Raw genomic sequence first — 22,025 nt, 5'->3', positions numbered from 1 at the left:
TCTTTTTCCTGGTAATGTGATCCAGGGCTTTATTTCCGGCCCTGGTTGCTTTATATTTCCCTATTGTTGCTTATTTAAACATATTGGTCTTTTATTATTTAGGGCAATGTAACGCAGCGGAAGAAACAGACATAGCATTGGATGCGAAAATGATGGGGGAGACAAATGCGAATTAAACCTGATGATAACTGGCGTTGGTATTATGATGAAGAGCACGATCGAATGATGCTCGATTTAGCCAATGGTATGTTATTTCGCTCGCGTTTTGCTCGCCGCATGTTAACACCCGATGCGTTTGACCCAACGGGTTTCTGTGTTGATGATGCCGCGCTCTATTTCTCTTTCGAAGAAAAGTGTCGCGATCTGATGTTATCGAAAGAACATCGTGCTGAGCTCATTTTAAATGCGCTGGTGGCGATTCGTTTCCTGAAACCACAAATGCCAAAAAGCTGGCATTTCCGCGCGCACCACGATGCCTGGACACCGGCAACTGGCGATGCCGCTTGCGTGTGGCTAAGCGATGATGACAGTCAGGTGAATCTCTTAGTGGTAGAACCAGGCGAAAACGCCGCACTGTGTCTGTTAGCACAACCTGGCCTCGTGCTTGCTGGGCGCACGATGCAGTTAGGTGATCCGATCAAGGTGATGAATGACAGGCTGCAACCGCAAATAGGTACCGTCGGTTACAACCTGGAACAAGCAGTCTAACGTTTTAGCCTCAGCGCCGTTTTAGGTACACAGCTGCAACTCAATATCGTTCCATCCGGGCCTATTGCGCTTTTCTTCAGCGGGGTCACTTCGCCTTCAATTAGCGTCACACGACAGCTTCCGCACAGACCGGCGCGGCAGGAGTAGGGAACGCGAATTCCCTGTTGCTCAAGCTGCTCAAGCACAATCTGCTGATTATTGCCGCTAAAGGCTGTTCCTTCCCAGTCGATCTCCACCAATGCATCTTGCTGCGCCTGGGGCGCAAGTGCGTCATCGGTTTGACCTGCGCCATAAATTTTAGCTGGCCCGGTTGCGAGAATTTCAACTTGATCGCCCACGCGTACCACGCCACTGTTGCGCGCAATAAGGTTTTGGCCAAAATCGACATCGCCATTGCTGGGATCTGTTCGGAATGATTGCAAGATACTTAGCGGTTCACCTGCCGGGTGTTTTTGACCCTTCTCAGGGCTGATAGTCGTAAATATGCAACGGCTGCAGGGTTTCACAATGTCAAAGATCACATCCCCAATACGAATCGTTTTCCAGCTGTCTTCGGCCCATGCTTCTACACCGGTCACCACCAGATTGGGGCGAAACTGTTCCATACTTACACTGGCTCGGCAGCGTTGTTGAACGTCTCGCAGGGAGGCTTCATTGGCGAGCAGGAAAGGGAAGCCGTCCGCGAAGGAAAGCGGGACTGCGTCGTGGCGTTTTACCCGACGGGTCAGATCAGTACCGAGCCAACGCAGTTGCACGTCGCGCTTAAAGAACGGCGAAAGCCACTGATTGATGGCATCCGGGGCGATACGCGAGGTAAAATGGTTGCCCCAAACCTCAGTCGGCGACGCCTTTGCGGTGAAATCGGCAAAGCGTACCAGCGCGCTACTGCCATCTGGTGCGGTAAGATGTAAGCCATCATGCAGGACGGCAGGCGTGAAACGCACCATTGCCGGAAACTGACGGGCGGTAATAAAGGTGCCATCGGGTTCGGTAATCATGAAAATGCGGTCAAACGCCAGCCCGCTAGCATCAGCAAAGGCGTGCGTGAGCCCAATACCCCGCATAGATTTCACCGGATGAATAAAAAGCCGCGATAATGTAGCCACAACGCTGTCCCTAAGTCGAAATAAGCCTTTAACTTTATGACATGGGGCGCAGATTGGCTATAATGCGCAACAATTTTCTGCGAGTAAAAGTGACGATATGAATTCTCTGTTTGCCAGTACGGCCCGTGGGCTGGAAGAGCTGTTAAAAACTGAACTGGAAGGTCTGGGTGCGCAAGAGTGCCAGATTACCCAGGGTGGCGTCCATTTCCAGGGCGATACGCAGCTTCTGTACAAAAGCCTGATGTGGAGTCGTCTGGCTTCGCGCATCATGATGCCGCTGGGAGAATGTAGCGTCTGGAGCGATCTCGATCTTTATCTTGGCGTGCAGGCCATCGACTGGACATCCATCTTCACTCAGGATGCGACCTTTGCGGTGAGCTTTGGCGGCCTGAACGATAGCATTCGTAATAGCCAGTACGGTGCGTTGAAGGTAAAAGACGCCATCGTGGATGCCTTTACGCGCAAAAATCTGCCACGTCCTAACGTCGATCGCGAAAACCCGGATCTGCGTATTAACGTGCGCCTGAATAAAGAAACCGCCTATATCTCCCTCGACTTGAGCGGCGATGGGCTGCACCTGCGTGGTTATCGCGATCGTACCGGTATGGCGCCTATCAAAGAGAACCTGGCGGCAGCTATCGTTATGCGTTCTGGTTGGGTGCCTGGCACGCCAATGCTCGATCCGATGTGTGGTTCCGGTACGCTGCTGATTGAAGCGGCGATGTGGGCGACCGATCGCGCACCTGGCCTGCACCGTAGCCACTGGGGCTTTAGCGGTTGGGCGCAGCACGACGAAACGGTCTGGCAGTCGGTTAAAGCTGATGCGCAAACACGCGCACGCGCAGGTCTGGCGGCCTATGAATCGCGCTTCTTTGGTTCTGACGTTGACGGCCGTGTGGTGGAACTGGCACGCAGTAACGCCCGTCGCGCAGGGATTGGTGAACTGATTACCTTCGAAGTCAAAGACGTTGCGCAGCTTGAAAATCCGCTGCCAAAAGGCCCTTACGGTACGGTTATTAGTAACCCGCCATACGGTGAGCGTCTGGAAAGCGAGCCCGCGCTGATTGCCCTGCACAGCCTGCTCGGCCGTAATATGAAAAATCTGTTTGGCGGCTGGAACCTGTCTTTATTCAGCGCCTCACCAGAACTTTTAAGCTGTCTGCAACTGCGTGCCGAGCGTCAGTTCAAAGCCAAAAACGGCCCGCTGGACTGCGTACAGAAAAACTACCATCTGACGGAAAGCACCGGTGAAGCTCCGGCATCACTTGCGGAAGACTACGCTAACCGTCTGCGCAAAAATCTGAAAAAGTTCCAGAAATGGGCGAAGCAGGAAGGTATCGAATGCTACCGCCTGTATGATGCCGATCTCCCGGAATATAACGTTGCCGTTGACCGCTACGCCGATTGGGTGGTGGTGCAGGAGTATGCACCGCCGAAAACCGTCGATGCCAACAAAGCGCGTCAGCGTCTGTTCGATATTATCGCCGCGACCATTGCTGTTCTTGGCATTGCGCCAAATAAACTGGTGCTGAAAACCCGCGAACGTCAGAAGGGTAAAAACCAGTATCAGAAGATGAATGAAAAGGGTGATTTCATGCAGGTGAGCGAGTATAACGCGCGCCTGTGGGTCAACCTGACCGACTATCTCGATACTGGCCTGTTCCTCGACCACCGTATTGCGCGTCGTATGTTGGGTGAGATGAGCAAAGGGAAAGATTTCCTTAACCTGTTCGCCTACACCGGCAGCGCCAGCGTGCATGCAGGGTTGGGCGGCGCGCGTTCCACCACCACAGTGGATATGTCACGTACCTATCTCGAATGGGCGGAACGTAACCTGCGTCTTAACGGTTTAACCGGTCGTCCGCACCGCCTGATGCAGGCTGACGTGATGTCATGGCTGCGCGATACCGACGAGCAGTTTGATGTGATCTTCATCGATCCGCCAACCTTCTCAAACTCTAAACGAATGGAAGATGCGTTTGACGTTCAGCGCGATCATCTGCGCTTGATGACGGACCTGAAACGTCTGCTGCGTAAAGGCGGCACCATTATGTTCTCCAACAATAAACGCGGTTTCCGTATGGACCACGACGGTTTGGCTGAACTGGGACTGAAAGCACAAGATATTACCCAAAAAACACAGTCGCCAGATTTTGCCCGTAACCGTCAGATCCACAACTGCTGGCTGATCACTTCGGCCTGAAAGGAATAAAGTATGTCATTAATTAGTATGCATGGCGCCTGGCTGTCGTTCAGCGATGCGCCACTTCTCAATAATGCCGAATTGCATATTGAAGATAACGAGCGAGTTTGTCTGGTAGGCCGTAACGGTGCGGGCAAGTCAACGCTGATGAAAATCCTTAACCGCGAACTGGGGCTGGATGACGGGCGTATCATCTACGAACAAGATCTGGTCGTGGCGCGTCTGCAACAAGATCCACCGCGTAACGTTGAGGGCAGCGTCTACGATTTCGTCGCTGAAGGGATTGCGGAACAAGCGGTGTACCTCAAGCGTTATCACGATATCTCGCATCTGGTGATCACTGACCCGAGTGATAAAAATCTGCAAGAACTGGCGAACGTTCAGGAGCAATTGGACAACCACGGCCTGTGGCAGCTAGAAAGTCGCATTAACGAAGTTCTGGAACAGTTAGGGCTGCAAGCGGATACCGAACTGGCATCGTTGTCTGGCGGTTGGCTGCGTAAAGCGGCGCTGGGGCGTGCGCTTGTCAGTGCACCACGCGTGCTGCTGCTTGACGAACCGACGAACCACTTGGATATCGAAACTATCGACTGGCTGGAAGGCTTCCTGAAATCCTTCAAGGGCACGATCATTTTCATCTCTCACGACCGTTCATTCATCCGCAATATGGCGACCCGTATTGTCGATCTCGATCGTGGGAAGCTTGTGACCTATCCGGGCAACTACGACCAGTATCTGTTGGAGAAAGAAGAAGCGTTGCGCGTTGAAGAACTGCAAAACGCTGAATTCGATCGCAAGCTGGCGCAGGAAGAAGTGTGGATCCGTCAGGGGATCAAAGCGCGTCGTACACGTAACGAAGGACGCGTCCGCGCGCTGAAAGCGATGCGTAATGAACGCAGCGCTCGCCGTGAAGTGATGGGCAGCGCGAAGATGCAGGTTGAAGAGGCATCCCGCTCCGGCAAAATCGTCTTTGAAATGGAAGACGTGAATTACCAGGTTGATGGCAAGGTGCTGGTTAAAGACTTCTCCGCACAAGTGCAGCGTAGCGATAAAATCGCCATGATCGGCCCGAACGGCTGTGGTAAAACCACGTTGCTGAAGCTGATGTTAGGTCAATTGCAGGCCGATAGCGGACGTATTCATGTGGGTACCAAGCTGGAAGTGGCTTACTTCGATCAGCACCGCGCAGAGTTGGATCCGGACAAAACGGTCATGGATAACCTGGCGGAAGGTAAGCAAGAAGTGATGGTGAACGGCAAGCCGCGCCATGTTCTGGGCTACCTGCAAGACTTCTTGTTCCATCCTAAACGGGCAATGACGCCGGTGCGCGCACTGTCTGGTGGTGAACGTAACCGTCTGCTGTTGGCGCGTCTGTTCCTGAAACCTAGCAACCTGTTGATTCTCGATGAACCAACCAACGACCTGGATGTCGAAACGCTCGAACTTCTGGAAGAGCTTATCGACGGCTATCAGGGCACCGTGTTGCTGGTAAGCCACGATCGTCAATTCGTGGATAATACCGTGACCGAATGCTGGATCTTCGAAGGCAATGGACGCATTGGTCGCTATGTCGGGGGGTATCACGATGCCCGCGGGCAACAGGCACAATCGCAGTCGCATCAACAAGCGGCGGTGAAAAAAACTGCGGAAGTTGTTCAACCAAAAGCAGAAACTGTCAAACGCGGTGGTAGCAAACTAAGCTATAACCTGCAACGCGAACTGGAACAGCTGCCGCAAAAGCTGGAAACGCTGGAAGCGGAGCTTGAAATATTACAGTCGCAGGTTGCTGATGCCTCATTCTTTAGCCAGCCTCATGACCATACCCAAAAGGTATTGGCTGATATGGCACAGGCGGAAAAGGCATTGGAAGAAGCGTTTGAACGTTGGGAATATCTGGAAGCGTTGAAAAACGGCGCCTGATTGAGGACTTTTCATGTGCGAACAACATCATGCTGCGCAGCATATTCTGTGTTCACAGTGTGACATGCTGGTGGCGTTGCCGCACCTCGAGCACCGACATAAGGCAAACTGCCCACGCTGTGGTACAACACTGACCACCGCGTGGGATGAACCCAGACGTCGCCCCACGGCGTACGTTCTGGTGGCGCTTTTTATGCTACTGCTGGCCAACCTGTTTCCGTTCATCAACATGAACGTGGCAGGGGTCAGCAGTGAAGTGGAGTTGCTGGAAATCCCCAGCGTCATGTTCTCCGAAGACTACGCCAGCCTTGGCACTTTTTTCCTGCTGTTCGTTCAGTTGGTGCCCGCGTTTTGTCTTATCACCATCTTGCTACTGGTTAATCGCGTGCCGATGCCTTATCGGCTAAAAACGTTTCTGGCGCGGATTCTGTTCGCGCTCAAAACGTGGGGGATGGCTGAAATCTTCCTCGCTGGCGTTCTGGTGAGCTTTGTGAAGCTGATGGCTTATGGCGATGTGGGGGTGGGCAGCAGTTTCCTGCCGTGGTGTCTCTTTTGTTTGCTGCAATTACGGACCTTCCAGTGCGTCGATCGCCGCTGGCTGTGGGATGATATCGGCCCGATGCCAACGTTGTCGCAGCCGCTAAAGCCCGGAATCACCGGTCTGCGTCAGGGGTTACGTTCTTGCTCGTGTTGCACCGCCATTCTGCCTGCTGACAAGCTTGAGTGCCCGCGCTGCCACAGCAAAGGTCATGCGCGGCGCAAAAACAGCCTGCAATGGACGATGGCCCTGCTGGTGACGTCAATTCTGCTTTATGTTCCCGCCAATATCCTGCCGATTATGATTACCGATCTGCTGGGTGACAAAATGCCCTCAACCATTATCGCTGGGGTGATTTTGCTGTGGAGTGAAGGGTCGTACCCGGTGGCAATGGTGATTTTTATCGCTAGTATCCTCGTGCCGACCTTAAAGATGATTGCCATTGCCTGGCTATGCCTGGATGCGAACGGACTCAAACGTCGAAACCGGGATAGCGAACGTATGCACCTGATCTATGAAGTGGTGGAGTTCGTGGGGCGCTGGTCGATGATCGATGTGTTTGTCATTGCAGTCCTCTCTGCGCTGGTGCGTATCGGAGGATTAATGAATATCTACCCGGCAATTGGCGCGCTGATGTTCGCGCTGGTCGTCATAATGACCATGTTCTCAGCAACAACCTTTGATCCACGACTGTCGTGGGATCGGGAACCTGAATCAAGCCATGAGGAGTCGTAATAGCATGGAAACCAAGAAAGGGGAGGCGAACGTGCAGAAAGTGAAAAACTGGTCTCCCGTTTGGATCTTCCCGATTGTCACCGCGCTGATTGGCGCGTGGATCTTATTTTACCACTATAGCCATCAGGGGCCGGAGGTGACGCTTATCACCACCAATGCCGAAGGTATTGAAGGCGGTAAAACGACCATTAAAAGCCGCAGCGTAGACGTAGGTGTTGTGGAAAGTACCACCCTGACCGACGATCTGACGCACGTTGAGATTAAAGCGCGCCTGAACTCCGGAATGGAAAAACTGTTGCATAAGGACTCGGTGTTCTGGGTCGTGAAACCGCAGGTGGGACGCGAAGGGATCAGCGGGCTTGGCACGCTGCTGTCCGGCGCCTATATCGAATTGCAGCCGGGTTCGAAAGGTTCGGAACTGGACAATTACCAACTGCTCGATGCTCCGCCACTGGCCCCGCCGGATGCTAAAGGTATTCGCGTAGTGCTCGACAGCAAAAAAGCGGGCCAGCTGAGTCCGGGCGATCCCGTACTGTTCCGTGGCTATCGCGTGGGATCGGTGGAAACCAGCACCTTTGATCCGCAAAACCGCAATATCTCCTATCAACTGTTTATCAGCGCGCCGAACGATCGTCTGGTGACCAGTAACGTTCGCTTCTGGAAAGACAGCGGCGTAGCGGTCGATCTGACTTCTGCAGGGATGCGGGTTGAGATGGGGTCGTTGGCAACGTTGTTTAGCGGTGGCGTTAGCTTTGACGTACCGGAAGGTGTTGAGCTTGGTCAACCGATCGCCGAGAAGACTGAATTCAAACTCTACGATGACCAGAAAAGCATTCAGGATTCGCTGTATACCCAACACATTGACTATCTGATGTTCTTCAAAGATTCAGTGCGTGGTCTACAGGTGGGGGCTCCGGTTGAATTCCGCGGTATTCGTTTGGGCACCGTGGCACAGGTACCGTACTTTGTGCCTGGACTGCACCAGGCCCTGACCAGCGATTACCGTATTCCGGTCAAAATCCAGATTGAACCCGAGCGTCTCGCAGCCCAGTTTGGCGATAGCATGGATGTGCGCGGTCATCTGCCAACCTTGATTGAGCGTGGGCTACGCGGCGCGCTGAAAACCGGTAACCTGGTGACCGGTGCGCTGTATATAGACCTCGACTTCTATCCGAAAGAACCGTTGATAAAAGATCTGAAGGCGTTTGACGGCGTAGACATTATTCCGACCGTGAGCGGTGGCCTTGCGCAGATCCAACAACGTTTGATGGATACGCTGGATAAATTCAACAACCTGCCGTTAACGCCAATGGTTCAGCAAGCGACTAATACGCTAAGCGAGAGTCAGAACACTATGCGCCGCCTGCAAACGACGCTGGATAATCTGAATAAGATAACCGCTAGCCAGTCTGCGCAGCAGTTGCCTGCGGATATGCAGAAAACGCTAGGCGAACTTAACCGCAGTATGCAGGGCTTCCAACCGGGCTCCGCGGCCTATAACAAAATGGTCGCAGATATGCAGCGTCTGGATCAGGTTCTGCGTGAGTTGCAGCCTGTGCTGAAAACGTTGAATGAGAAGAGCAACGCGCTGGTATTTGAAGCGAAGGATAAAAAAGATCCAGAGCCTAAGAGGGCGAAATAATGAAAAAGTGGTTAGTTCTTGCTGCGGCCTGCCTGTTGGCGGCCTGCAGCAGCGGGGAAAATAAAACCTACTACCAGCTGCCGTTGGCTACGGGTGTAGTGCAAAACACTAGCGCCACCACCAACCAACGGATGTTGTGGGTTGAACAAGTCAGTATTCCTGACTTCCTCGCCGGCAACGGCGTGGTGTATCAGACCAGTGACGTGCAGTATGTGATTGCCAGTAACAATCTGTGGGCCAGCCCATTGGATCAGCAATTGCGTACTACGCTGGTTTCAAACCTCAGTAACCAGCTACCGGGATGGGTGGTCTCTTCGCAGCCATTAGCTAGCACTCAGGACACGCTAAACGTGTCTGTGACCGGCTTCCATGGTCGCTATGACGGGAAAGTCGTGGTAAGCGGTGAATGGTTGCTCAATCATCAAGGCCATCTGACTAAGCGCCCATTCCATATAGAAATGGCGCAGCAGCAGGATGGTTATGATGCCATGGTGAAAGTGTTAGCTCAGGCCTGGAGTCAGGAAGCGGCCTCTATTGCGCAAACCATCAATCGCCAACCATAAGTAGAATTAATTGTTCTAAAGGCCGTCGCCGGTGCAAAACCGGCGGCGGTTTTTTTATGTCTGGCTTCAACTGGTTACTTATGCCGCTTGCTATTTTTTGTACAAATGAACTTCTTAATAGCTCACAAATATGACATTGGTATGAATTCTGCGCATTGACGGGAAGATTATTTAGCGTTATTCGTATTATGTGGTTGCGCGATTTGTAGCCACTGTTTTCTTTTCCACCAGACCAAAAGATATGAGGGAAACGAGGCATGAAGAGACAAAAACGAGATCGCCTGGATCGGGCACATCAACGCGGATATCAGGCCGGTATTACCGGACGGTCGAAAGAAATGTGTCCTTACCAGACTATTAACCAGAGGTCTTACTGGCTGGGAGGCTGGCGAGAAGCCATGGAGGACAGGGCAGTCGTTGCCTGACACTGTCTCTTTAAAAAGAAACCTCCGCAATGCGGAGGTTTCGCCTTTTGATTCACAATACTTATCTATCGCCAGTTCTGGCAACGACCCGTATTAGAATGCAGAAGTGTCCTGGAACAGACCCACTTTCAGGTCGTTTGCAGTGTAGATCAGACGGCCGTCAACCAGTACTTCACCATCAGCCAGACCCATGATCAGACGACGGTTAACGATGCGTTTGAAGTGAATACGGTAGGTCACTTTCTTCGCCGTTGGCAGAACCTGGCCGGTGAATTTCACTTCACCTACGCCGAGCGCACGGCCTTTGCCTTCGCCACCCAGCCAGCCGAGGTAGAAACCAACCAGCTGCCACATCGCATCCAGACCCAGACAACCAGGCATAACAGGATCACCGATAAAGTGGCAACCGAAGAACCACAGGTCCGGATTGATATCGAGCTCAGCTTCAACATAACCCTTGTCAAAGTTGCCGCCGGTTTCGGTCATTTTAACGACACGATCCATCATCAGCATACTAGGTGCCGGTAACTGTGGGCCTTTCGCGCCGAACAGTTCACCGCGACCAGAGGCAAGAAGGTCTTCTTTCGTATAGGATTCGCGTTTATCTACCATGTTTTAAGTAAGCCTTATTTTAAGTTCGGAACGCAGGATAGCTAACACGTGTACGCTGAACAAGTCCGATCAGTTGGATTGTGAACGGTTTAACCAGCGTAACGGCCACGGATAGCGGTAGCGAGGCTCCTGCTGCGTGGCTTGTGCAATGCGTTCCTGAATAGTTTGCAACAGCGTCTGACCTTCACCATCCCAGTTAAGCTGTGTCAGTAGCGGTAACGCATCACCGATGTCATCGATAGCCCAGATGGAGAATTCACCGGCTTCTACCGCTTCCTGAACCTCAGTGGCGAGACTCAAATGACGTACGTTAGCAGAAGGGATAATCACCCCTTGCTTACCGGTCAGCCCACGCTGGGCACAGATGGCGAAGAATCCTTCGATTTTTTCATTAAGACCACCAATCGGTTGGGCGCGGCCAAACTGATCGACGGAACCGGTCATCGCGATGCTTTGATTAATCGGGACGTTAGCCAGGGCGCTAATCAGCGCGCATAGCTCGGCCATGGAGGCGCTATCGCCATCCACTTCACTGTACGATTGCTCAAAGGTCAACGATGCAGAGAACGGCAGTTGTTGGTCCAGATCGAGTTCGGCCATTAAGAAGGCTTGCATCAACATCATGCCTTTGGCGTGCAGATTACCGCCTAGTTCAGCTTTGCGTTCCACATCGATAAACTCGCCGTCGCCAACGTGTACCACGCAGGAAATACGTGAAGGTTCACCGAACGGACGGGGATGGCCTGGGAAATCAATCACTGACAGGGCATTGATCTGGCCGATGCATTCACCTTCGGTTTCAATCAAAATTTGCTCAAGCAGAATTTCATCCTGCATACGTTCAGCAAGGAAGCCTTCACGCCACTGACGCTGCATCAGCATGGTTTTCAGCTGTTCAGCATCGATACGGTCACTCTCAGTAAACGGAGCGGCTTCACGAAGCTGACGAGCAATCCACAGCGGGCACAACGGCATAATTTCCTGGTCGCCCGTGTCGCGAGCACCTTCTTGCATCAGCAGCGGCCATGCATCAGGGGTGAGACCCGGTAACGATTTTTCGCGCGCGACACTCCAGACCCACTGACACCATTGCTTAAGTGTCTCTTCGTCGGCGATTTGCAGGTTATCTTCAAACTCGCTATACAAAGAGGTTTCTGCAAGCTCGGGTTCCATCTCCTGGAGGTCCGCCAGAGAATCCCTGTCACCCATTAAGACCACTTTCAATGTCAGTGGCATGGAGGGGATACTCACCGGCAGGGGGCGTGCGTCATCAAATGTCAGCCAGTCAAAACGTTGCTGCATAACCTGATTCTTCAGGCGCATCCACAGCAACGGTTGCGCCATGAGTGTACGCAGAGACAGTATGAGGATGCCGCCATTGGCCTGATGCACCAGGCCCGGCTGAAGGCTAATTTCACCGTTAAACTGGCGTACGCAGCCAAATAACTGTTCGGCTTCTACCCAGTCGGCAAAAATGACAGGGCTGTTGCTGGCAAAGTTATCGTCAAGACTTTGGGCAGGCGTCATGCTGACTTTACTGCCGTTCACCTGATAACTGACGCCAGTTACTGCTGAACCATCGTTATCTCGCAGAGTGTCGATGGTCTGCGTAAGCAACTGGAGATACTCTTTTTCTTCTGGTGCTTTAACCAGTAGGAAAGGGGAGATGCCCTGCGGATGTAAAAACTGCTCCAGCGCATAGTGTAAACGCGCCTGAAGCTCGCTGAATAAGGTTTCGTTTTCTGAGGCCAGCTCAGGCTGGGCAAATAGCGCCTGAAATGCTTCAGTCGCGGGGGCGAGAAAGCGCCGGGAAAGAGTATTTATAGTCAATGTCGCTATTTTTAGTCAGATGTAAAACGCGTGATTATACCTGATGCTGCGGGGAAGCTCACGGAGATTAGGGAAGTATCTTTGACCGTTGGCTTTATCGGTATCACAGTTGCAGATTTCTTCTCAGCACATTGAGAAAAAACTGTTATCCTGAAAAGAGTTACACGGTCACACTGAGATCGCAATGAAATATCAACAACTGGAAAATCTTGAAAGCGGTTGGAAGTGGAAATATCTGGTGAAAAAGCACCGGGAAGGCGAATCCATTACCCGCTACATTGAAGCCAGCGCCGCACAAGAAGCGGTCGATGTTTTGCATAAGCTGGAGCATGAACCCGTTCAGGTTAATGACTGGATTGCTCAGCATATCAACCCGCAGCTGGTGAATCGCATGAAACAGACGATTCGTGCACGCCGTAAGCGCCATTTCAATGCCGAGCATCAACATACCCGCAAGAAATCAATCGATCTGGAGTTTGTTGTCTGGCAACGATTGGCGGGTCTTGCTCAGCGTCGTGGTAAGACGTTGTCTGAGACTATCGTGCAGTTGATTGAAGATGCCGAAAATAAAGAGAAATATGCCACCAAGATGTCCAGCCTTAAGCAGGATCTTGAGGCTATGTTAGGTAAAGAAAAGTAGTCCTTACTGAATTAGCTTTGTTGGCGAGTCATCCTCAGACAGGCAAAAAAAACCCCGCAGAGCGGGGTTTTTTATTAGACGAGAACTTAAGCCTGTGGCTGAGTTACAACGTCTTTGCTGCCTTTAACTTCGATCTCTACGCGACGATCTGGTGCCAGGCAATCGATCAGCGCAGCTTTCGCTTTCACGCCGTCGCAGGTGTTGCCAGTAACTGGGTTAGCTTCGCCCATGCCACGTGCAGAGATTTTGTCTGAAGGGATACCTTTAGATACCAGGTAATCAACTACGGACTGTGCACGTTTCTCAGACAGACCCTGGTTGTAAGCGTCAGAACCGATGCGGTCAGTGAAGCCCAGAACCACTACGGAACCGTCTTTCGGATCCAGGTTGCTCAGCTGGCTGTACATCTGGTCCAGAGCCTGCTTACCTTCTGGTTTCAGGGTAGATTTGTTGAAGGTGAACAGAACGTCAGACTTCAGGGTGAAGTGTTTGGTCTGTACTTCTGGCGCTGGAGCTGGAGCTGGAGCAACTACTGGAGCTGCTGCATCCTGCTGGCCGAAACGGTAGGAAACACCTACGCTCAGCATGCCGTTGTCTGGACGTACGCCAACGCTGTTTGCGTCGCCGATGTTGTTAACCCACTGGTATTCCAGACGGGTAGCGATGTCACGGGTCATTGCCCATTCAACGCCGCCAGCGAATACTGGGGAAACGCCGGTGTCGTGGTGATCGCCAGCGATGTTGTTGCTGGAGTCTGCACGCCAAACCATACCACCCAGACGGGTGTAGATGTCCAGATCGTCAGTGATTGGGTAACCCAGTTTAGCGGTCAGCTGAACGCCTTGAGCTTTCAGAGCACCGTTAGTCTGGCTACCGGTATATTCCATACGGCCCAGCCAGTCGTAACCCATTTCGAAACCAACATACGGGTTAACCTGATAACCACCGAAGGCGCCTGCGCCCAGCTGGCTGTTGTGGGTTGAACCGTTGTTGTTCAGGTCACTCTGGTACCAGCCAGTGTCATGGAACTGGGACCAACCCAGTTTACCACCAGCATACCAGGTGTTGTCTTGCGGAGCGGCCTGCGCTACAGAAGCGAAGCCTGCCAGTGCCACTGCAATCGCGATAGCTGTCTTTTTCATTTTTTGCGCCTCGTTATCATCCAAAATTTGCCATGAAGTTCTAAGTAGACTCACGGTTAAATCCTTCCACCGGGGGCGTGGCTTAGTGAATTACTTAGCAGATATCTGCGGTGTAAGCTGAGCACCCCTGGCGATGTAAAGTCTACAACGTCGTTCGAAACTTACAAGTGTGAACTCCGTCAGGCTTATGAAAAAAAAAGAGTTGTGTACGCAATATTTAACATTTATGTTGAAAAATTAAACAGTGAAAAACACTGAAAACCGCACCAGACAAGCCTTCTGCGCAAAAACCATCAGGAAATCTACGAGATAAAAAAGTTTCGAAAAAATTACTCAGAAAAATCCTATTTTTACTTAATGGTACAAATTTGAGTGAATTTTTAGCCCATTAAATTGTCCAGTGGGGTGAGAAGTCGACTGAACTGGTCGCATAATGAACACCATCGAGTTCCCTTCTTCGGCGGCGCTTAATAAACGAGCATGCTCATCTGATGACAATTCTTCCGTCAACCAGCCAATAACAACACTATAATTTCCAGTGCGCAATGCACGAACCATCGAATCAAGCATGTCGCACGGTGACATCTGGCGCAGCTGCATAACTTTGGTTAATGGTAGGCCAGACGACTGTACCCACTCACGGCTCAGTTTTTGCTGCGGGGTGAGCCACAGCTGCCAGCGCGATTGTTGCCCCAGTTGTTGAAGTAATGGTAGCAGTAACATCTGCGCCATCATGGGCTGATCTTCGCGATAGAGCACTTCGCTGATTAAAGCGGCAGAAGTATTTTCTACCGGGGTATAGGTCTGTGAAGCCGTGTTGACGGCAGCCGCGGAAGAACGATTTACAACACCAGAAGTATACATAGCTAATCCAACCTTGTGGGTTACTGTATGCATATACAGTACTACCCTGTATGTTAAAGATCAACCTCATTTTCTGAAAGCAACTCGCAAAATTGCACACTAATTACCTGGGAGGCGAAATTCACCTTGCCGTCCTGCGTGAACTTCCTTATGTTGCTAATTATGTGTTCCGTTAACGAATTTAATGGATTCATGTCCATGATTATTAAGGATTAATCATGAAGGTAATATCATATAAACGGATTTATCAATCCCAGGAATATTTTGCGGTGTTAGGAAAAGTCAGGTCACGAGCGCTGTTTGGTGGTTACAGCCTTGCCGTTGACGACACGGTTTTCGCAATGGTTGCGGAGGGGGAGCTGTATTTGAGGATGTGCGAAAAAACCGCCATTTATCAGACTCAGCACTCGCCGCCATTATTGATGTTACGTAAACGAGGAAGCTCGCTTCAGCTTAAGTATTTCAAAGTAGATGATGCTCTCTGGGCCAACAAACCTGTTTTATTGCAACTGGGGCTGTTTTCACTAGAGGATGCGCGACGTGAAAAGTCCCATCAAAAGCATCCGCAGCGATTAAAAGATTTACCCAATCTCTCTTTTCATATGGAATTGCTGTTGCATGAAGCGGGTATTAAGGATGTCCGGGCGTTGCAACAAATGGGGGCGAAAACGGTGTGGTTGCTTCTTCGTCAAAAACGTAAACAGATAAGTTCCAATGTCATTTACTCATTGGAGGGAGCCATTCAGGGTGTGCATGCTGCTGCACTCCCGGCGCTAAAGCGTCAGGAGCTGGAAGAGTGGGTGCGCAATCGCACCCACAAGAACTAAACGCAGGTATTAGACCAGAACCTGCTTTTGTAGCCGACAGATTTCCGGTAACAGTGAAATCATCAGACCTATTTGTTGCAGAACCAATGGCTCTTTGCTGTCCGGGCGAGGATCAAGATGATTGATCCGTGCCGATAACCCGGTGAGTGCCTGCTGAACCCGTTCTTCATCTGAAGGGAGGTGATGCAGAGCATCGTCGACATAACAGACAGCGTCGTCCAGAAGAGCCAGAATTTCTGGTGAAGTTAATTTCTCCCGGTGGGCGCCCAGCGCGGAGATATAGCTGGTTAAAGTATGGTTCAGACACAGTAAGCGGAAAGCCGTTTCTCGCATTTCAGCGGTGACGTTGGGTTCGGTAGACATATTCGATACGACCGAGGCCAGTTCGGCATCTCTATTATGCGCATCACGACGCGCTATCCGGTAAGCGAGCCGGTTATCACGCCCCTGGTGATACTGCTCAAGTATGGCATCAAGATAACGGCAGTTGGCATTAACTGCGCGCTCAAGTACCCGAGGCAGGTTGCGGAATTTCCAATCTGGCCAGATAAAGCTCACTGCAAACCAGGCAATCCCGCAGCCAATCAGGGTATCAATTACGCGTGGCAGCGCGACTTCAAATCCTTCACCAAGTAGGTTAAAGCACAGCAGCACCAGCAGCGTGATGAACATCGTGGCGTGGGCATATTGCACGTTGCGAAAAGCAAAGAACAACACGCCCGTCACCACGATAAGCATCAGTTGTCCTTCAAGCGACGGTACCAGCCAGAGGATTGGCAGGCCAAGCGCCACGCCAATCAATGTCCCGATGATACGTAACGCGAGCCGGTGGCGAGTGGCGTTATAGTTGGGCTGACAGACGAATAGGCTGGTGAGCAAAATCCAGTAGCCGTGCTGTAATCCAGTGAACTGGATAAAGGCATATCCCGCACATAGAACCAAAGACATGCGCACCGCGTGGCGGAACAGCGCCGATTCTGGCGACATATTGCGGCTAAGACGTGAGCGGATATCGTCAAATCCATGGATGCTGTCGTCCGCCAACAAGGTTTCTGTTTCACTCTTTGCTTGAGACTGTAACTGTTCCGACTCAATAGTCGCCAGTTGGGCGTCAATGGCGCGCAGGTTATTGAGAAGAAAACCGAGTGCTTTCATCTGCTCTGGCGCGGCTCCACTGGCTCGTACCCGGTCAAGCGCTGCGTCCAGATGGGTGAACGCGCGCTCAAAACGTGCATCGTGCTGGTAAGGCGTGCGGAGCAGTATGGCTCGGGATAACGCCTGACAGGCTAATGATTGCATCGACAGCAGGCGCTGGAAGCGGAACATCACATCGCTATAGCGAAAATGATCGCGCAGGGCCTGGTATTGAATGTGGGATGAGCTAGCACGCTCATGAATATCCTGGGCGACAAAATAATAGTGCAGCGTCCGTCGCGTACTGCGCTGGCCGCGGTCGCCGCGCAAACGGGTGAGCAGCGAAGCTTTGGTCTGATTGAGCGTGGCAACCAGTTGACCATTCGCTAGCGCCAGTTCGTATAGCGGAGCCTGGTTTTCATCATCAAGATCCGGGTCGAATAGCCGGGACTTTAGCTCAAGATAGTGGGCCAACTGCTCATAGCTGCGGGCAAGATTATCCTGAAGCGGGCGGATCGGGAAAATCAAATGTCCGGTCAGCGTCAGCAAGTTGTACCACACCGCCCCGGCAATCAACAGCAGTGGTTGCTGGTACCAATGGGCGTAGAGCGAGACACCGAGCATGGTGTAAATGGCAATGAGCAATGCGCCAAATGCGATGGTGGCGTAGCGCTGGCCTAAACCGCCAAGCAGAATGAAGCTGATAGTTGAAACAGTTAAACCGAGTGCGAACAGCCATGGCCATGGAAACAGCAATTCAACCGATGCTGAAGCGATGAAAAAGCAAAAAAGCGTAATGACCAGATTACGCAGTCTGCCGGTGAGACGATCGTCCAAATCGGTCAGTGCAGCTGCGACGACGCCAAGCGTGAGCGGAATGGTTAATTTGGCGTCGCCCAGCCACCAGGGCAGGGCGGTTGTGCCAACTAATGCGATGAATATTCTGGCGTTATACAGCCAGGTGCTATTCCAGGTATAGCGGCGAAGCAGGGGGCTTAGCATATCGGGTGACGGGTCCTGATTACTGGAAACGACGGCGAGCGTTGGTTTCACGCGCAGCGCGCGCTACCTCAACGGGCACAACGCGACGACCTACGGGCCACAGGGCGATGGCGGCAATTTTGAAGTTTGCGATGCCTACCGGAATTCCAATAATCGTGATGCACTGGGCAATGCCGGCCAGAATATGCGTCAGACACAGCCACCAGCCAAACAGCACAAACCAGACAATATTGAGCAGCGCCCCGCCAGCATTCATCACGCTGCTTTTGCTACCGGGTTCCAGTTCGTCAACATGCACAGCTTCGTTTCCGAAGGGGAACAGCGAGAGTTTGGTTATTTCCCAGCAAGAACGCGTGAGTGGGAGCGTAATAATCAGCACGACGCTGAACATTGTCGCCAATAACCAACCCAGAGTTGTCAGAAAACCACCTAATACAAAATTCAAAATATTCAGAACAGTACGCATAAATCCTCTCTGCAGCGCTGTGAATAATAAGACCTGGTGATTGTAACGTTTTTTTAGGCTGGAGCACCTATTCTCTGGCGGTTACACTGTGAGATATCGAAAAAGTCAGGACTCGGCATGACATGGAACTAAAAGCAACGACGTTGGGCAAGCGGATGGCGCAGCACCCTTATGACCGGGTTGAGATCCTCAACGCGGGCGTGAAGGTCTCCGGGCCACAGCATGAATATCTTATCCCTTTCAATCAGTTAATATCTATTAACTGCAAGCGTGGCTTGGTGTGGGGGGAGATGGAATTCGTTCTGCCAGAGGATAAAGTGGTGCGTCTGCATGGAACCGAGTGGGCGGACACCCAGCGTTTTCATCGTCATCTGCTCGGGCTTTGGCAGCAGTGGAGCGCGGAGATGAGTGAAATAGCCGCCGGGTTATTGCAGGCGCAACTGGTGATTATTAACGGTAATCGCGAGCAAACCCACTGGCTGACCCGCCAGCAGGCGCAAACTATTCGTCAGCAAATTGTGAAGGCACTGGAAGGATTACCACTGCCGACCTGTCGTTTAGATGAGTTTGATAACTGCCGTGATGCCTGGCAGCAATGTAAAGCCTGGCTGGCAGATAAAGAGAGCGGTCGAGCTCAGCATAACCAACGTTACACCGACGCGATGCTCCAGCAGTACAGCGACTTCTTCGAACAAATAGAGTCCTCACCCCTGAATCCATCACAGGCGCGAGCCGTGGTCAATGGTGAGCGTTCCTTGCTGGTGCTAGCAGGAGCCGGTAGCGGTAAAACCTCGGTGCTGGTGGCCCGGGCGGGCTGGTTGATGGCGCGCGGTGAAGCGTCAGCAGAGCAAATTCTGCTGCTCGCATTTGGCAAAAAAGCCGCTGAAGAGATGGATGAACGGCTTCAAACACGCTTACATACTGATGCTATTACTGCCCGGACGTTCCACTCTCTGGCGCTGTTTATTATTCAGCAGGGCAGTAAAAAAGTACCGGTGGTCAGCAAACTTGAAAATGATTCGGCTGCGCGCCACAAGCTTTTCACGCAATGCTGGCAGCAGCAGTGTCGTGAGAAAAAAGCCCAGGCCAAGGGATGGCGACTATGGTTGCAAGAGGAATTGGGTTGGGACGTTAGCGACGAGAGCTTCTGGGAAAATGAGAAAATCGCCAAACGGATGGGCAGTCGATTGGATCGCTGGGTCAGCCTGATGCGCATGCATGGTGGTTCACAGGCAGAGATGATCGCGGGTGCGCCAGAAGAGGTGCGCGATCTATTTGGCAAACGCGTGAAGCTGATGGCTCCGCTGCTTAAAGCGTGGAAAACGGCGTTAAAAGAGGAGGATGCCGTCGATTTCTCTGGGCTGATTCACCAGGCGATTATTATTCTTGAGAAGGGCCGTTTTGTGAGTCCGTGGAAATATATTCTGGTGGACGAGTTCCAGGATATTTCCCCGCAGCGTGCGGCACTGCTGGCAGCATTACGCAAACAAAACTCACAAACGTCGCTCTACGCTGTAGGTGATGACTGGCAGGCTATCTATCGCTTTAGCGGTGCGCAACTGTCGCTAACCACGGCGTTCAGTCACTATTTTGGCGAGGGTGACAGCTGCGCGCTGGATACCACTTACCGCTTTAATGGGCGCATTGGCGATATTGCCAATCGCTTTATTCAACAAAACCCACATCAACTCAGTAAACCGCTTAACAGTCTGACCGCTGGCGATAAGAATGCGGTGACGTTACTGGAAGACGATAAGCTCGATGCCTTGTTTGATAAACTCAGCGGCTATGCCACGCCGGACCAACGCATTCTGGTGCTGGCGCGTTACCATCATTTAAAACCAGCGGCCCTGGAAAAAGCGGTAACCCGTTGGCCAAAGCTGAATATTGATTTTATGACCATGCATGCCAGTAAAGGTCAGCAGGCCGATTACGTCATCGTACTGGGGTTACAGGAAGGTTTTGACGGTTTTCCGGCGCCAGCCCGGGAGTCAATCATGGAGCAGGCACTGCTGCCCGCGCCGGAAGATTTTCCGGATGCGGAAGAACGACGTTTGCTGTATGTGGCGATAACGCGCGCAAAACTGCGCGTCTGGCTGTTGTTTAATCAGGCGCAACCGTCATCGTTTGTGGAAGTATTAAAGCAGTTGTCGGTGCCTGTTGTGCGCAAACCGTAAAACCACCGGGGTCATGATGAATGCCCCGGTTTTTCAGATAGTTACTTCAGACGTTCTGCAAGGTAGCGCTGGTAGTCAGGGATTAGAATCTCAACCGGTTCACCAAAGTTTGGCGACTGGATGATGAAATCAGCAGTAGAGGCGTTAGTGGCAACCGGAATATTCCAGACGGTTGCCAGGCGCAGCAATGCTTTGACGTCCGGGTCATGCGGCACGGCATTGAGCGGATCCCAGAAGAAGATCAGCACATCGATTTTACCTTCAGAAATCAGCGCACCAACCTGCTGATCGCCACCCATCGGGCCGCTTAAAAGCGCTTGCACTTCAAGCCCTGTAGCCCGCTGAACCAGATTGCCGGTGGTCCCGGTGGCTGACAGCGTATGTTGCGCTAGACATTCCTTATGGCGCTGCACCCATTTCATCAGCATATCTTTGCAGTGATCGTGCGCAACCAGTGCAATATTTTTGCGGGCGGCCAGGGTGCGAGTAGTCAGTTCCATAAAACATTCCCTAATGTGTGAGATCCCAACAGATTACTGCAAGCGAATCAGGCTGCAAGCCCTGAGTGGCAAAAATTTGACGCGCGACATTAGCGGACTAGCTTACACTTAAGCTATTGGCCAGGAGGATAATGATGACAGAAAATGAGATTGCCAGTATTTTGACCACAACGCGCACTATTGCGCTGGTGGGAGCCAGCGATAAGCCTGACCGCCCAAGCTATCGGGTGATGAAATACCTTTTGGATCAGGGATATCATGTGATCCCGGTTTCACCGAAGGTTGCAGGTGGCACGCTGTTAGGTCAGAAAGGTTATGCCACGCTTGCCGATGTGCCGGAGAAGGTCGATATGGTCGATGTTTTCCGCAACTCGGAAGCCGCGTGGGGTGTCGCCCAGGAAGCCATTGCCATTGGTGCGAAAACGCTCTGGTTGCAGCTTGGGGTGATCAATGAACAGGCAGCCGTATTGGCACGTAACGCCGGGCTGCAGGTGGTGATGGACCGTTGTCCTGCGATTGAGATACCGCGTTTAGGGTTGGCAAAATAGCCTCACCCAAAGTCAGTCACAATAAAAAACCCCGCTCATTGCAGCGGGGTTTCGTTTATACGGCGGTTAGTTGCGCAGCCGTGGCGCCTGTAGCTGTCGGCGAATGGTGCGGGCCAGTTCATCCATGGTAGGTTGTTCCGGATGATCGTCTCGCGGCTCACTGCTCAACTGTGCTTCGGCCAGATAGGTATGCATTGGCTGGCCTTCATCATCTTCCATCACCACATGATACCAGGGCAACGCGCGAAGTTCGTCGTTAGCCGCAAGATCGTCGGGTTCAGGTTCATCAAGCGAGTAAACCGGGTCGATATCTACCACCACGCCCAGGTAGCCCAGCAGCGAGTGACGCACCTGCTGGCCAATGCCGAATTTGCTGGTAATCATCATTCTTCCTCCCGGGGGAAATAGCGCCTTTACTCTATATATAGACACCATTTCGCTTT

Annotated in this window: 20 protein-coding genes; 11 read left to right on the top strand and 9 right to left on the bottom strand. The window is 52.0% G+C overall.

Features of this window, described 5'->3' with window-relative positions; genetic code table 11:
• The first annotated feature begins 165 nt into the window (after positions 1–165).
• The gene (zapC, locus tag U0026_RS14765) at positions 166–708 is read left to right on the top strand and encodes a cell division protein ZapC (RefSeq protein ID WP_062777519.1); all 543 of its coding nucleotides are present in this window, start codon (positions 166–168) and stop codon (positions 706–708) included.
• Here the strand turns inward: zapC and U0026_RS14760 are convergent.
• The gene (locus U0026_RS14760; RefSeq protein WP_062777517.1) at positions 705–1,814 is read right to left on the bottom strand and encodes a YcbX family protein; all 1,110 of its coding nucleotides are present in this window, start codon (positions 1,812–1,814) and stop codon (positions 705–707) included. The genes zapC and U0026_RS14760 overlap by 4 nt on opposite strands.
• Before the next feature lie 97 nt (positions 1,815–1,911).
• Between U0026_RS14760 and rlmKL the strand changes: the two genes are divergently transcribed.
• The 6 genes from rlmKL to rmf all read left to right on the top strand — a co-directional run bounded on the left by rlmKL (position 1,912) and on the right by rmf (position 9,840).
• The gene (rlmKL, locus tag U0026_RS14755; RefSeq protein ID WP_062777515.1) at positions 1,912–4,017 is read left to right on the top strand and encodes a bifunctional 23S rRNA (guanine(2069)-N(7))-methyltransferase RlmK/23S rRNA (guanine(2445)-N(2))-methyltransferase RlmL; all 2,106 of its coding nucleotides are present in this window, start codon (positions 1,912–1,914) and stop codon (positions 4,015–4,017) included.
• A gap of 12 nt (positions 4,018–4,029) precedes the next feature.
• On the top strand, positions 4,030–5,937 hold the full coding sequence (locus U0026_RS14750) for an ABC transporter ATP-binding protein (protein WP_062777514.1): 1,908 nt from the start codon (positions 4,030–4,032) through the stop codon (positions 5,935–5,937).
• A gap of 13 nt (positions 5,938–5,950) precedes the next feature.
• Positions 5,951–7,210 carry a membrane integrity-associated transporter subunit PqiA gene (gene pqiA / locus U0026_RS14745; RefSeq protein ID WP_062777512.1) on the top strand — a complete coding sequence of 420 codons (1,260 nt, stop codon included), beginning with the start codon at positions 5,951–5,953 and terminating at the stop codon, positions 7,208–7,210.
• A 4-nt stretch (positions 7,211–7,214) separates the two neighbouring features.
• Positions 7,215–8,852 (top strand): intermembrane transport protein PqiB, encoded by a 1,638-nt coding sequence (gene pqiB / locus U0026_RS14740; RefSeq protein WP_062777510.1) that lies wholly within the window; start codon positions 7,215–7,217, stop codon positions 8,850–8,852.
• Positions 8,852–9,415: a membrane integrity-associated transporter subunit PqiC gene (pqiC, locus tag U0026_RS14735; RefSeq protein ID WP_062777508.1), complete on the top strand. Its 564-nt coding sequence runs from the start codon at positions 8,852–8,854 to the stop codon at positions 9,413–9,415. Before pqiB ends, pqiC begins: the two co-directional genes overlap by 1 nt.
• A 257-nt stretch (positions 9,416–9,672) precedes the next feature.
• A complete protein-coding gene (rmf, locus tag U0026_RS14730) occupies positions 9,673–9,840 on the top strand; it encodes a ribosome modulation factor (protein ID WP_073971187.1) in 168 nt (55 codons plus the stop codon).
• A gap of 93 nt (positions 9,841–9,933) precedes the next feature.
• Here the strand turns inward: rmf and fabA are convergent, their stop codons facing one another.
• A complete protein-coding gene (fabA, locus tag U0026_RS14725; RefSeq protein ID WP_010429339.1) occupies positions 9,934–10,452 on the bottom strand; it encodes a bifunctional 3-hydroxydecanoyl-ACP dehydratase/trans-2-decenoyl-ACP isomerase in 519 nt (172 codons plus the stop codon).
• A 69-nt stretch (positions 10,453–10,521) separates the two neighbouring features.
• On the bottom strand, positions 10,522–12,282 hold the full coding sequence (locus U0026_RS14720) for an AAA family ATPase (RefSeq protein WP_062777506.1): 1,761 nt from the start codon (positions 12,280–12,282) through the stop codon (positions 10,522–10,524).
• Between the two features lie 184 nt (positions 12,283–12,466).
• On the opposite strand from U0026_RS14720, the gene matP reads away from it, so the two are divergent.
• Positions 12,467–12,922, top strand: coding sequence for a macrodomain Ter protein MatP (matP, locus tag U0026_RS14715; protein WP_062777504.1), 456 nt, complete (start codon positions 12,467–12,469; stop codon positions 12,920–12,922).
• Between the two features lie 86 nt (positions 12,923–13,008).
• Here the strand turns inward: matP and ompA are convergent, their stop codons facing one another.
• On the bottom strand, positions 13,009–14,064 hold the full coding sequence (gene ompA, locus U0026_RS14710) for a porin OmpA (RefSeq protein WP_062777502.1): 1,056 nt from the start codon (positions 14,062–14,064) through the stop codon (positions 13,009–13,011).
• A gap of 354 nt (positions 14,065–14,418) precedes the next feature.
• Positions 14,419–14,928, bottom strand: coding sequence for an SOS-induced cell division inhibitor SulA (sulA, locus tag U0026_RS14705; RefSeq protein ID WP_062777500.1), 510 nt, complete (start codon positions 14,926–14,928; stop codon positions 14,419–14,421).
• Between the two features lie 218 nt (positions 14,929–15,146).
• Between sulA and U0026_RS14700 the strand changes: the two genes are divergently transcribed.
• Positions 15,147–15,755, top strand: coding sequence for a TfoX/Sxy family DNA transformation protein (locus U0026_RS14700; protein WP_062777498.1), 609 nt, complete (start codon positions 15,147–15,149; stop codon positions 15,753–15,755).
• 9 nt (positions 15,756–15,764) lie between these two features.
• On the opposite strand, the gene yccS is transcribed toward U0026_RS14700, so the two are convergent.
• Both yccS and U0026_RS14690 read right to left on the bottom strand, forming a co-directional pair.
• Positions 15,765–17,891, bottom strand: a complete 2,127-nt coding sequence (gene yccS, locus U0026_RS14695; protein WP_062777496.1) for a YccS family putative transporter — start codon at positions 17,889–17,891, stop codon at positions 15,765–15,767.
• 19 nt (positions 17,892–17,910) lie between these two features.
• A complete protein-coding gene (locus tag U0026_RS14690; RefSeq protein WP_062777495.1) occupies positions 17,911–18,357 on the bottom strand; it encodes a YccF domain-containing protein in 447 nt (148 codons plus the stop codon).
• Between the two features lie 122 nt (positions 18,358–18,479).
• Between U0026_RS14690 and helD the strand changes: the two genes are divergently transcribed.
• Positions 18,480–20,534, top strand: coding sequence for a DNA helicase IV (helD, locus tag U0026_RS14685; protein ID WP_062777493.1), 2,055 nt, complete (start codon positions 18,480–18,482; stop codon positions 20,532–20,534).
• Positions 20,535–20,575: 41 nt separating this feature from the next.
• Here the strand turns inward: helD and mgsA are convergent, their stop codons facing one another.
• Positions 20,576–21,034 carry a methylglyoxal synthase gene (gene mgsA, locus U0026_RS14680; RefSeq protein WP_062777492.1) on the bottom strand — a complete coding sequence of 153 codons (459 nt, stop codon included), beginning with the start codon at positions 21,032–21,034 and terminating at the stop codon, positions 20,576–20,578.
• A 134-nt stretch (positions 21,035–21,168) separates the two neighbouring features.
• On the opposite strand from mgsA, the gene U0026_RS14675 reads away from it, so the two are divergent.
• The gene (locus U0026_RS14675; protein WP_062777490.1) at positions 21,169–21,582 is read left to right on the top strand and encodes a CoA-binding protein; all 414 of its coding nucleotides are present in this window, start codon (positions 21,169–21,171) and stop codon (positions 21,580–21,582) included.
• A gap of 66 nt (positions 21,583–21,648) precedes the next feature.
• Here the strand turns inward: U0026_RS14675 and hspQ are convergent, their stop codons facing one another.
• Positions 21,649–21,966: a heat shock protein HspQ gene (hspQ, locus tag U0026_RS14670; RefSeq protein WP_062777489.1), complete on the bottom strand. Its 318-nt coding sequence runs from the start codon at positions 21,964–21,966 to the stop codon at positions 21,649–21,651.
• Positions 21,967–22,025 lie beyond the last annotated feature (59 nt).

It is taken from the genome of Kluyvera intermedia (genome assembly GCF_034424175.1).
GTDB classification, from domain to species: domain Bacteria; phylum Pseudomonadota; class Gammaproteobacteria; order Enterobacterales; family Enterobacteriaceae; genus Kluyvera; species Kluyvera intermedia.
Note: the sequence above shows the minus strand (reverse complement) of the source record. Positions and strands in the feature narration are given on the sequence as shown.

What these genes read in the sequence shown, in the direction of transcription:
- zapC (WP_062777519.1), top strand. Translation starts at nt 166, where the DNA reads ATGCGAATTAAACCTGATGATAACTGGCGTTGGTATTATGATGAAGAG.
- rlmKL (WP_062777515.1), top strand. Translation starts at nt 1,912, where the DNA reads ATGAATTCTCTGTTTGCCAGTACGGCCCGTGGGCTGGAAGAGCTGTTA.
- U0026_RS14750 (WP_062777514.1), top strand. Translation starts at nt 4,030, where the DNA reads ATGTCATTAATTAGTATGCATGGCGCCTGGCTGTCGTTCAGCGATGCG.
- pqiA (WP_062777512.1), top strand. Translation starts at nt 5,951, where the DNA reads ATGTGCGAACAACATCATGCTGCGCAGCATATTCTGTGTTCACAGTGT.
- pqiB (WP_062777510.1), top strand. Translation starts at nt 7,215, where the DNA reads ATGGAAACCAAGAAAGGGGAGGCGAACGTGCAGAAAGTGAAAAACTGG.
- pqiC (WP_062777508.1), top strand. Translation starts at nt 8,852, where the DNA reads ATGAAAAAGTGGTTAGTTCTTGCTGCGGCCTGCCTGTTGGCGGCCTGC.
- rmf (WP_073971187.1), top strand. Translation starts at nt 9,673, where the DNA reads ATGAAGAGACAAAAACGAGATCGCCTGGATCGGGCACATCAACGCGGA.
- fabA (WP_010429339.1), bottom strand. Translation starts at nt 10,452, where the DNA reads ATGGTAGATAAACGCGAATCCTATACGAAAGAAGACCTTCTTGCCTCT.
- matP (WP_062777504.1), top strand. Translation starts at nt 12,467, where the DNA reads ATGAAATATCAACAACTGGAAAATCTTGAAAGCGGTTGGAAGTGGAAA.
- ompA (WP_062777502.1), bottom strand. Translation starts at nt 14,064, where the DNA reads ATGAAAAAGACAGCTATCGCGATTGCAGTGGCACTGGCAGGCTTCGCT.
- sulA (WP_062777500.1), bottom strand. Translation starts at nt 14,928, where the DNA reads ATGTATACTTCTGGTGTTGTAAATCGTTCTTCCGCGGCTGCCGTCAAC.
- U0026_RS14700 (WP_062777498.1), top strand. Translation starts at nt 15,147, where the DNA reads ATGAAGGTAATATCATATAAACGGATTTATCAATCCCAGGAATATTTT.
- yccS (WP_062777496.1), bottom strand. Translation starts at nt 17,891, where the DNA reads ATGCTAAGCCCCCTGCTTCGCCGCTATACCTGGAATAGCACCTGGCTG.
- U0026_RS14690 (WP_062777495.1), bottom strand. Translation starts at nt 18,357, where the DNA reads ATGCGTACTGTTCTGAATATTTTGAATTTTGTATTAGGTGGTTTTCTG.
- helD (WP_062777493.1), top strand. Translation starts at nt 18,480, where the DNA reads ATGGAACTAAAAGCAACGACGTTGGGCAAGCGGATGGCGCAGCACCCT.
- mgsA (WP_062777492.1), bottom strand. Translation starts at nt 21,034, where the DNA reads ATGGAACTGACTACTCGCACCCTGGCCGCCCGCAAAAATATTGCACTG.
- U0026_RS14675 (WP_062777490.1), top strand. Translation starts at nt 21,169, where the DNA reads ATGACAGAAAATGAGATTGCCAGTATTTTGACCACAACGCGCACTATT.
- hspQ (WP_062777489.1), bottom strand. Translation starts at nt 21,966, where the DNA reads ATGATTACCAGCAAATTCGGCATTGGCCAGCAGGTGCGTCACTCGCTG.